General features: G+C 67.9%; 14 protein-coding genes. 3 read left to right on the top strand and 11 right to left on the bottom strand.

The genetic code is table 11. From position 1 onward, the window contains the following. Positions 1-344: 344 nt before the first annotated feature. The gene (locus AWC24_RS01710; RefSeq protein WP_085081784.1) at positions 345-1,313 is read left to right on the top strand and encodes a hypothetical protein; all 969 of its coding nucleotides are present in this window, start codon (positions 345-347) and stop codon (positions 1,311-1,313) included. Between the two features lie 145 nt (positions 1,314-1,458). Beyond that, positions 1,459-2,661: a type VII secretion protein EccE gene (gene eccE / locus AWC24_RS01705; RefSeq protein WP_085081783.1), complete on the top strand. Its 1,203-nt coding sequence runs from the start codon at positions 1,459-1,461 to the stop codon at positions 2,659-2,661. Positions 2,662-2,676: 15 nt separating this feature from the next. On the opposite strand, the gene rpsQ is transcribed toward eccE, so the two are convergent. The 11 genes from rpsQ to rpsJ are packed head-to-tail and all read right to left on the bottom strand — an operon-like array spanning position 2,677 to position 8,216. Continuing rightward, complete coding sequence (gene rpsQ, locus AWC24_RS01700) at positions 2,677-2,994, bottom strand: 30S ribosomal protein S17 (protein ID WP_085081782.1); 318 nt, start codon at positions 2,992-2,994, stop codon at positions 2,677-2,679. Continuing rightward, positions 2,994-3,236 carry a 50S ribosomal protein L29 gene (rpmC, locus tag AWC24_RS01695; RefSeq protein WP_085081781.1) on the bottom strand — a complete coding sequence of 81 codons (243 nt, stop codon included), beginning with the start codon at positions 3,234-3,236 and terminating at the stop codon, positions 2,994-2,996. Before rpmC ends, rpsQ begins: the two co-directional genes overlap by 1 nt. Beyond that, entirely contained in the window at positions 3,236-3,652 is a 417-nt protein-coding gene (rplP, locus tag AWC24_RS01690) for a 50S ribosomal protein L16 (RefSeq protein WP_085081780.1), read from the bottom strand. The genes rpmC and rplP overlap by 1 nt, the downstream gene beginning before the upstream one ends. A gap of 3 nt (positions 3,653-3,655) precedes the next feature. Beyond that, the gene (gene rpsC / locus AWC24_RS01685) at positions 3,656-4,513 is read right to left on the bottom strand and encodes a 30S ribosomal protein S3 (protein ID WP_085081779.1); all 858 of its coding nucleotides are present in this window, start codon (positions 4,511-4,513) and stop codon (positions 3,656-3,658) included. Continuing rightward, positions 4,513-5,118 carry a 50S ribosomal protein L22 gene (gene rplV, locus AWC24_RS01680; protein ID WP_085081778.1) on the bottom strand — a complete coding sequence of 202 codons (606 nt, stop codon included), beginning with the start codon at positions 5,116-5,118 and terminating at the stop codon, positions 4,513-4,515. Before rplV ends, rpsC begins: the two co-directional genes overlap by 1 nt. Beyond that, complete coding sequence (rpsS, locus tag AWC24_RS01675) at positions 5,115-5,396, bottom strand: 30S ribosomal protein S19 (protein ID WP_066951921.1); 282 nt, start codon at positions 5,394-5,396, stop codon at positions 5,115-5,117. Before rpsS ends, rplV begins: the two co-directional genes overlap by 4 nt. Before the next feature lie 17 nt (positions 5,397-5,413). Then, a complete protein-coding gene (rplB, locus tag AWC24_RS01670) occupies positions 5,414-6,250 on the bottom strand; it encodes a 50S ribosomal protein L2 (protein ID WP_013830261.1) in 837 nt (278 codons plus the stop codon). Positions 6,251-6,277: 27 nt separating this feature from the next. Next, on the bottom strand, positions 6,278-6,580 hold the full coding sequence (gene rplW / locus AWC24_RS01665; RefSeq protein ID WP_085081777.1) for a 50S ribosomal protein L23: 303 nt from the start codon (positions 6,578-6,580) through the stop codon (positions 6,278-6,280). After that, positions 6,580-7,242 carry a 50S ribosomal protein L4 gene (gene rplD, locus AWC24_RS01660; RefSeq protein WP_085081776.1) on the bottom strand — a complete coding sequence of 221 codons (663 nt, stop codon included), beginning with the start codon at positions 7,240-7,242 and terminating at the stop codon, positions 6,580-6,582. Before rplD ends, rplW begins: the two co-directional genes overlap by 1 nt. Continuing rightward, a complete protein-coding gene (gene rplC / locus AWC24_RS01655; RefSeq protein WP_085081775.1) occupies positions 7,242-7,895 on the bottom strand; it encodes a 50S ribosomal protein L3 in 654 nt (217 codons plus the stop codon). Before rplC ends, rplD begins: the two co-directional genes overlap by 1 nt. 15 nt (positions 7,896-7,910) lie before the next feature. Next, positions 7,911-8,216 carry a 30S ribosomal protein S10 gene (gene rpsJ / locus AWC24_RS01650; RefSeq protein ID WP_003883485.1) on the bottom strand — a complete coding sequence of 102 codons (306 nt, stop codon included), beginning with the start codon at positions 8,214-8,216 and terminating at the stop codon, positions 7,911-7,913. Positions 8,217-8,677: 461 nt separating this feature from the next. Between rpsJ and AWC24_RS01645 the strand changes: the two genes are divergently transcribed. Then, positions 8,678-9,160, top strand: coding sequence for a hotdog fold domain-containing protein (locus AWC24_RS01645; RefSeq protein WP_085081774.1), 483 nt, complete (start codon positions 8,678-8,680; stop codon positions 9,158-9,160). Positions 9,161-9,282: the final 122 nt, after the last annotated feature.

The raw sequence follows: 9,282 nt of genomic DNA, 5'->3' as shown, positions 1-9,282 counted from the left end.
GGACGATCTTGGCGGCATGCGGCGATGGCATCACCCATGCTAACAAGAGCGTATGAATTAATGACTCAGGACACTAGATTGAGATTAACTGTTGAAGTATCCGCTGACAGGGGTGGTGGCCGCGGGCGAGACACGTTAGCGTCTGACGAGGATACCGAGGGGGGATCAGTCAGCGTCCCAAGTGTCCAGACATGCGTTGTCGCCCAACATTATTGATGTGCCGCGTTCGCGTCGCGGTCCGCTGCGCGCGGATGCCGGGCGATTGGCGATGTTCACCCGGCGCCCGGGCGAGTTCAAAGGTGAGCTCATGCCCGGGACATCAAAGACGGAAGGAACGCACCGAAATGAATCGTCGGATCATATTATCGGTCGGTGGGGCCACCGCCGGTCTACTCACGACCACATTCCTGCCCGCGACGATCGCTCTGGCCGACAACGGTGTCGGTGCCGCGGGCGACGTCGGCAGCACCGCGATACCGGTCGGCCTGACTAGCGGCACGGCGGGAACCGGCGGCACGGCGCCGCTCGGCGACATCGGCACGCTCAGCCCGGACGTGAACGCTCCTGAGCCCGGCGGCCTCGGCGCGCTGACACCCGCGGCGGGCACACCGGACCCAACCAGCTCGCTGCCGCTCGGCGACACCGGTGGCTTGTCGCCGGTCAACGGCGACGGCTTCACCATCGGTGACACCACTTTCAACCCCGTGCAGGCCGACGGCTCGGAGGGGTTCACCCCGCTCAGCCCGCTGTTCAGCGCCCCGCCACTGTTCCAGGTCGCCGAAGGCGATCAGTCGTTCGACATCACCAGCGGAAGCGGGACCGACGCCACCGACCTCGGCAACGTCACCGCCAGCGAGAACGTCACGAACCTGTTCGGAGGTATCCACAACACGCAGTTCACGATCACCGACGTTGATCCGGCCAGTGGCGCCTCGGCCTCGGACCTTCCCACCGTCGGCACGGTCTATGACGTCATGAACTTCGGCAACGGTTTCGCGAACATCTACACCGACGTCCCCGGAGCGGAGGGCGCCGCCAACTCGATCACCGACACCCTGGTGACGCCGTTCGGCGACTTCGATATCCCCACCGATTTCGATGCGGCCGGACTGCTCGACCCGGGTGATGCATTCAGCGGGGTGGCCTCGTTGGGGGCCGATGCCGCCGGAGATGCCGCCGACGCGGCCGGCGGCGCGGCAGCCGATGTGGCCGGCGGTGCTGCCGACGCGGCAGCGAGCGGTGCAGCGGACGCCGCCGGGGACGCCACCGATATCGCGGGCATGCTCGATCCGTTGAGCTTCCTGGGCTTCTGAGCAGGAGTTCGTTGCCCGGCCGGCCCGGCATCCCAGGCCTTCAGCGACGGGGGCCTGGGATGTTTGGCCCGCGCTCAGATCGGGAAACCCGGTCACCGCGTAAATTCCGGACAATCGTCGGGGGGGTCATGAAGCAGGCGCAACAGTGAAGGCGCAGCATAGCTTTGGACTGAATCTGTCCTGGCTGCGCGTCACGACGGTGTTCCTCATCGATCTCGCGATTCTGCGGCTCGCCGGCCATTGGCCCACCGAGCTCGGGTCGCCGGCTCGCGCCTGGTGGCCGGGCGTCGGGCTCGCGGTAGCGGTGACGGCGGCCGCGCTGATCACCCACCGCCGGGTCCCGCTGACGTCGATACTGCTGGCGCGGGTATTGGACCGGTTTGCCAATCCCGCAACGTTTCTCAATGAGGGCTGTACACCCGGCTTCGATCACCGCCGCCGCTACAGCCACGATGTGGTCGGCCTGCGCGAGCACGGGGGGCAGCTGGTCACCGTGATCGCCGTGGCGCCACCACCGGCAGCCACTTCGGGCCGCCACGGCCGCCGGCACCAGCCGCTGGGCGCGCTGCCGGCCGGTCTGGTCGCCGCCGCACTGCGGCAGTTCGACGTACGGCTTGACGGCATCGACATCGTCTCGGTGCGAACGTGCGACACCGCTGCCGACGGCGACACCGACACCGGCCCGGCCGATGACCAGCAGGCCCCGGCCGTCTCGGACACCGCCGCCCCCCGCGACACCTGGCTGATCCTGCGCATGGATCCGATGCGCAACGCCGAAGCGGTGGCGGTACGCGACTCGGTGGCGGCGACGCTGGCGGCGGCCACCGAGCGGCTCGCGCAGACCCTGCAGGAGCGACACATCGTCACTCGGGTATTGCCGGCAGCGGAGTTCGGCCGGGTCGACGCGACGGTGCTGGCCGGGCTCCAGCCCACCCGGATCCGTCGGCGACGGCGCCGGCTGAAGCAGAAGCAACGCAAGGGACCCAGGCAGTACGCGGCCACCTTCTGGATGTCGCCGCGCGACATCACCACGGCGAATCTGGAACAGCTCTGGCTGCGCGCGGCCGACACCACGGCCGTGACCGTCCGGCTGACAACGCAGAACAACCACACCGAGGTGTCGGTGTTGGTTCGTTACCACACCGCCGATCGGCTGCGCCGGAACATGTGGGCCGGATTGAACCGCCTCAACGGCCGGCAGTTGACGGCGCTGCGGACCAGCCTGCCGACGCCCAGGCGCCGGACGCTGGCCGTGCCCGCCCGGGAGTTGGACGGCCAGGAGCCGCTGCAGGTGCCGCTCGGCCCCACCGCGCAGCAACCGCTCGCGCGGGTCAAGCTGCCGGCGTGACCGGAAGGCCGGCTCTTATTTGGCCTTCTCGAGGATCTCGACCAGCCGCCAGCGCTTGGTGGCCGACAGCGGGCGGGTCTCCATCAGCGACACCCGGTCGCCGATGCCGGCCGTGTTGTTCTCGTCGTGCGCCTTGACCTTCTTGGTGGTCCGGATGATCTTGCCGTAGAGCGGGTGCTTCATCCGGTCTTCCAGCTCGACGACGATGGTCTTCTCCATCTTGTCGCTGACCACGTAACCAATCTGGGTCTTGCGGCGGCCCCGCGGCTTCTCCGTGCGCGGAGTGTGCTTGGGGCCCTTCTCCGTGGCGTTAGCCTTTGCAGCCTGTGCCATTACGATGCCTCGCCTTCAGAACCATCGGGACCGGACGTCAGGCCCAGTTCCCGTTCGCGCAACACGGTGTAGATGCGCGCGATCTGGTGGCGCACCGTGCGGAGCCGACGGTTGTTGCTGAGCTGCCCGGTCGCCATCTGGAAACGCAGGTTGAACAGCTCCTCTTTGGATTCGCGCAGCCGCTCGACGAGCTCGTCGGCATTGAGCTCGCGCAGTTCGCCGGCGGTAACTCCCACTGCCATCAGAACTGCTCCTCTCGGGTGACGATGCGCGCCTTGATCGGCAGCTTGTGGATCGCCCGGGTCAGTGCGGCGCGGGCGATGGCCTCGTTGGGGTAGCTCAGCTCGAACAGCACCCGGCCCGGCTTGACGTTGGCGACCCACCACTCCGGCGAGCCCTTACCCGAACCCATGCGGGTCTCGGCGGGCTTCTTGGTCAGCGGACGGTCCGGGAAGATGTTGATCCACACCTTGCCGCCACGCTTGATGTGCCGGTTGATGGCGATACGCGCCGACTCGATCTGCCGGTTGGTGACGTAGGCGTGCTCCAGTGCCTGGATGCCGTAGTCACCGAACGTCACCGCGGTGCCGCCACTGGCGAGACCGCGCTGTTTCGGGTGATGCTGCTTGCGGTGCCTGACCTTGCGGGGAATCAACATGACTCAGCTCTCCGTGCTCTGCGTTGGCTGCGGCTCCGCGGCCGCAGCGCTTCCCTGGCCCTCGCCGGCCGGTTCGGCAGCAGCGGTGCTCTCGGTGGTCTCGGCGGCCCGCCCGGCGTCGGTGCTGGTCGCAGTGGTACCCGAGGCGCCGCTGCGGCGCGGGCGGGTGCCCGACGGCCGCTCCCGGCGGGGACGGTCGGCCGACGGTGCGGCAGCGGCCAGCTCGCGCTTGCCGCCGACGACGTCGCCCTTGTAGATCCAGACCTTCACGCCGATCCGGCCGAAGGTGGTCTTGGCCTCGTAGAGACCGTAGTCGATGTCGGCGCGCAGCGTGTGCAGCGGCACCCGGCCCTCGCGGTAGAACTCCGAGCGGCTCATCTCGGCGCCGCCGAGGCGGCCCGAGCACTGCACCCGGATGCCCTTGACGTTGGGCTGGCGCATCGCCGACTGGATCGCCTTGCGCATCGCGCGGCGGAACGCCACGCGGTTGCTCAGCTGCTCGGCCACACCCTGGGCCACCAGCTGCGCGGTCGACTCGGGGTTCTTCACCTCGAGGATGTTCAGCTGCACCTGCTTGCCGGTCAGCTTCTCCAGGTCGGCACGAATGCGGTCGGCCTCGGTGCCGCGGCGGCCGATGACGATGCCCGGCCGGGCGGTGTGGATGTCCACCCGGACCCGATCGCGGGTGCGCTCGATCTCGACGTCGGCGATACCGGCGCGCTCCAGGCCGCTCGACAGCAGCCGGCGGATCGCCACGTCCTCCTTGACGTAGTCCGCGTACTGCTTGTCGGCGTACCACCGCGACTTCCAGTCGGTGGTGATGCCCAGCCGGAAGCCGTGCGGGTTGATCTTCTGGCCCATTACTCCGAGCCCTCCTTCGCGTCGGACGTCTCAGGCGCCTTCTTCGTTGCCGCCTTCTTGGCGGGCGCCTTCTTCGCCGCCGCTTCCTCGGTTGCCTTGGCCGCCGGTGCCTTCTTGGCCGGCGCCTTCGCGGTCGCCTTCGCCGTGGCCTTCGCGCCCGCCTTTGCATCCGTCTTCTCGGAGGCGGCCTTGCTGGCCTGCGCACGACGCGCCCGGGTGGCACCGGCGGACTGCGCCGGACCGCCCTTGGCCGGCCGGCTCTCCACCACGACGGTGATGTGGCTGGTGCGCCGGCGGATCCGGTAGGCACGCCCCTGGGCGCGCGGCTTGATCCGCTTGGCGGTCGGGCCCTCGTCGGCGTAGACGGTCGCCACCACCAGGGTGGACGGGTCCAGGCCGTTGTTGTTCTCGGCGTTGGCCGCCGCGCTGGCGATGACCTTGGCCACCGGCAGGCTGGCCTGCTGCGGCGCCCAGCGCAGGATGTCCAGTGCCTCAGACACCGACTTGCCGCGCACCAGGTCGATCACCCGGCGCGCCTTGCTGGCCGACACCCGCACGAAGCGGGCCTTGGCGACAGCGGACGGAAATTCAGTCGTTACGCTCACCGGCGCTTAGCCTTCCGATCGTCCTTGATGTGTCCCTTGAAGGTGCGCGTCGGGGCGAACTCGCCGAGCTTGTGCCCGACCATCGACTCGGTGACGAATACCGGGACGTGCTTGCGGCCGTCGTGAACGGCGAACGTGTGCCCGATGAAGTCGGGGATGATCGTCGACCGACGAGACCAGGTCTTGATGACCTGCTTGGTGTTCTTCTCGTTCTGGACGTCGACCTTCTTGAGCAGATGGCCGTCGACGAACGGACCCTTCTTGAGGCTGCGTGGCATCGCTTTCCCTCCGCTTCCTAGCGCTTCTTGCCGGTGCGCCGGCGTCGGACGATGAGCTTGTCGCTGGGCTTGTTCGGCCGGCGGGTGCGACCCTCCGGCTTACCCCACGGGCTGACCGGGTGCCGGCCACCGGAGGTCTTGCCCTCACCACCACCGTGCGGGTGGTCCACCGGGTTCATCACCACACCACGGACGGAGGGGCGCTTGCCCTTCCACCGCATCCGGCCGGCTTTACCCCAGTTGATGTTGGCCTGTTCGGCGTTGCCCACCTCGCCGACGGTGGCGCGGCAGCGCACGTCGACCCGGCGGATCTCACCGGAGGGCATCCGCAGCGAGGCGTAACTGCCTTCCTTGCCCAGCAGCTGGATGCTGGATCCGGCCGAGCGGGCCAGCTTGGCGCCACCGCCCGGGCGCAGCTCGACGGCGTGCACCAGGGTGCCTGCCGGGATGTTGCGCAGTGGCAGGCTGTTGCCCGGCTTGATGTCGGCGTTGGCGCCCGACTCCACCACGTCGCCCTGCGACAGGCCCTGCGGGGCGAGGATGTAGCGCTTCTCGCCGTCGAGATAATGAAGCAGTGCAATCCGTGCCGTGCGGTTCGGGTCGTACTCGATGTGCGCGACCTTGGCGTTGACGCCGTCCTTGTCGTGGCGACGGAAGTCGATCACCCGGTAGGCACGCTTGTGGCCACCGCCCTTGTGCCGGGTGGTGATCCGGCCGTGGGCGTTACGCCCGCCGCGGCCGTGCAGCGGCCGGACCAGCGACTTCTCCGGGTGAGAGCGGGTGAGCTCGGCGAAATCGGAGACGCTGGCACCGCGACGACCGGGGGTCGTCGGCTTGTACTTGCGGATTCCCATGTCAGTTAGGTCTCTCTTTCACTCCGGTCAGGCCGGTGCGGCGAACAGGTCGATCGGCTTGCTGCCGGGCGCCAGGGTCACGATGGCGCGCTTGGTGTCCTTGCGCTTGCCGTAGCCGGCCCGGGACCGCTTGCGCTTGCCCGGCCGGTTCGCGGTGTTCACCGACGCGACCTTGACGGAGAAGATCTTCTCTATCGCGATCTTGATCTGCGTCTTGTTCGAGTCGGGGTGCACGACGAATGTGTAGGTGTTCTCCTCGATCAGCCCGTAGGACTTCTCGGAGATGACCGGCGCGAGGATGATGTCGCGGGGGTCGCTGACGGTCGCCATCAGGCCGAAACCTCCTGATCCTGGTTGTGCGCCGCACTGCCGGAGATGTAGGCGTTGAGGGCCTCGACGCTGAACACCACGTCGTCGGCACGCAGCACATCGTGGGTGTTGAGCTGGTCCGGGGACAGGATGTGCACACCCGGCAGGTTGCGCACGCTGCGGGCGCCCGTCTCATCGGCCCGGCCGATGACCACGAGCACCTGCTTGCGGTCGGTGATCGTGCCCAGGAAAGCCTTGGCGTTCTTGGTCGACGGGGTCTGTCCGCTCACCAGCTCGGTGACCGCGTGGATGCGGCCGTTGCGGGCCCGGTCCGACAACGCGCCACGCAGTGCGGCGGCGATCATCTTCTTCGGGGTGCGCTGGCTGTAGTCGCGCGGCTTGGGACCGTGCACCACGCCACCACCGGCGAACTGCGGCGCCCGGGTCGAACCCTGCCGGGCCCGGCCGGTGCCCTTCTGCCGGTACGGCTTACGGCCACCGCCGCGAACCTCACCGCGGGTCTTGGTCGAGTGCGTACCCTGACGGCCCGCAGCCAGCTGCGCGATCACCACCTGGTGCATGAGCGCGATGTTGGCGGGAGCGTCGAACAGCTCGGCGGGCAGCTCGACCGAGCCGCTCTTCTTGCCGTCCGGGGTCTTGACGTCAATCGTGATGCCAGCCATTACTTCTCACCCTTTTTGATCGCGCTGCGGACCAGGACCAGTCCACCGTTGCGTCCCGGAATGGCGCCTTTGATCAGCAGCACGCCGTTTTCGGCGTCCACCTTGTGCACCACCAGGTTCTGGGTGGTGACACGGTCATTACCCATCCGGCCGGACATCCGGGTGCCCTTGAACACCCGGCCCGGGGTTGAGCAACCGCCGATCGAACCCGGCCGGCGGTGCACTGCCTGAGTGCCGTGGCCGGCGCCCTGACCGGCAAAGCCGTGCCGCTTCATGGTGCCGGCGTAGCCCTTGCCCTTGGAGGTGCCGGTCACGTCGACGTAGGCGCCGTCGGCGAAGATCTCGGCGGTCAGCTCCTGGCCGACCTCGTAGGTCGCGGCAGCCTCGACGTCGTCGAGGCGCAACTCGGCCAGGTGCCGGCGGGGGTTGACCCCGGCCGCCGCGTACTGCCCGGTCAGCGGCTTGTTGATCTTGCGTGGGCTGATCTCGCCGTAGGCGAGCTGTACGGCGGAATAGCCGTCGCGCTCGGGGGTGCGGATGCGGGTCACCACATTGGGCCCGGCCTTGACGACCGTGACCGGCACGACCTTGTTGTTCTCGTCGAACACCTGCGTCATGCCCAGCTTGGTACCCAAAAGACCTTTACGTGCCATGGTTTCTCGTGGCTCCTACTGGATGTTGACGTCGACGCTGGCCGGCAGATCGATGCGCATCAGGGCGTCAACGGTCTTCGGCGTGGGATCGAGGATGTCGATCAGCCTCTTGTGGGTGCGCATCTCGAAGTGCTCCCGCGAGTCCTTGTACTTGTGCGGGGACCGGATGACGCAATACACGTTCTTCTCGGTCGGCAGCGGCACCGGGCCCACCACGGACGCACCGGTGCGGGTGACGGTCTCGACGATTTTGCGCGCCGAGGCGTCAATAGCCTCATGGTCGTAGGCCTTGAGCCTGATGCGGATCTTTTGTCCCGCCACGCTTCTGCTACCTCACTCCTGCAAAGGGGTCCGTCTTTCGAACCCTTCGCGCCCGCACGCATTGCCGCCTTTTCAGGCCCGTCGGCTCTGTGCCGACATCTGCGCTGGGCGCTGCCGCCGCTGTTTACCTGTCCTGGTCCACCGGTCCCCGCGGTCGGGCGTGTCGCCCGCACACGGCCTCGTTCACGGTGAAAAAACTCCGTGCCGCGAGTTTGGGACCGGACGCGCCCGGGTGGGCGCTGGTCGTATGCCCGGCCAGGGCAACCCCGGCGCAGGCGAACCTGAACAGTATGCCCCAGATCGGGTCAGCGGCCAAATCCCCGCGGTTTAGCGAGACTCGACGAAGGAGAGGCGAAGCTGGAACCGCGGCATCGACCCGGGCACATCGGCGCCGGCCTCCCGGCCCCGCGTCGACGGAGCCGCCACGCGAGCTATCTTACTTGCCGGTAAGATGGCTCGCCATGACCGGATCTACCAGTACATATCAGGCCTGGCGCCGGCTGGCGGGCCTCCCCGGCGGCACCCGGCTGTTCTCGGCCGCGGCGATGGTCAGGGTTCCTTACTTCGCGTCGGTGCTGCCGCACGTCGTCCGGATGGAGCCCGGATTGGCCGAGGTACTGGTGCCGAAGTGGCCGTTCATCTACAACCACCTGCGCACCGTGCATGCGATCGCTTCCTGCAACGCCGCCGAGGTGGCGATGGGGATGCTGATGGAGGCCACGGTGCCACGCAGCCATCGCTGGATCCCCAAGTCGATGAACGTGGCCTACCTGGCCAAGGCGACGACGTCGTTGCGGGCCACCGCCAGGCTCGACCCGCCGGACATCCCGGACTTCGAGGCCATCACCGACGGCGTGGAAGTCACGGTGCCGGTCAGCGTCACCGACCGCGACGGGGCCGAGGTGGTGCACGCCGACATCACCACCTGGGTGACTCGGGCCTAGTTGCAGCGTCCTCGGCGCCGAGCGTGCATCCACTGCGAGATCTGCCGGGCAGATTCATACGGTCAATGCAACGTCTCTGATTAGGAGGTTGCAATGCCGACTGGGTTCCCGACTCCGTGGCC

Origin of the sequence: Mycolicibacter senuensis, assembly GCF_002101885.1 — a bacterium.
GTDB lineage: Bacteria > Actinomycetota > Actinomycetes > Mycobacteriales > Mycobacteriaceae > Mycobacterium > Mycobacterium senuense.
Note: the sequence above shows the minus strand (reverse complement) of the source record. Positions and strands in the feature narration are given on the sequence as shown.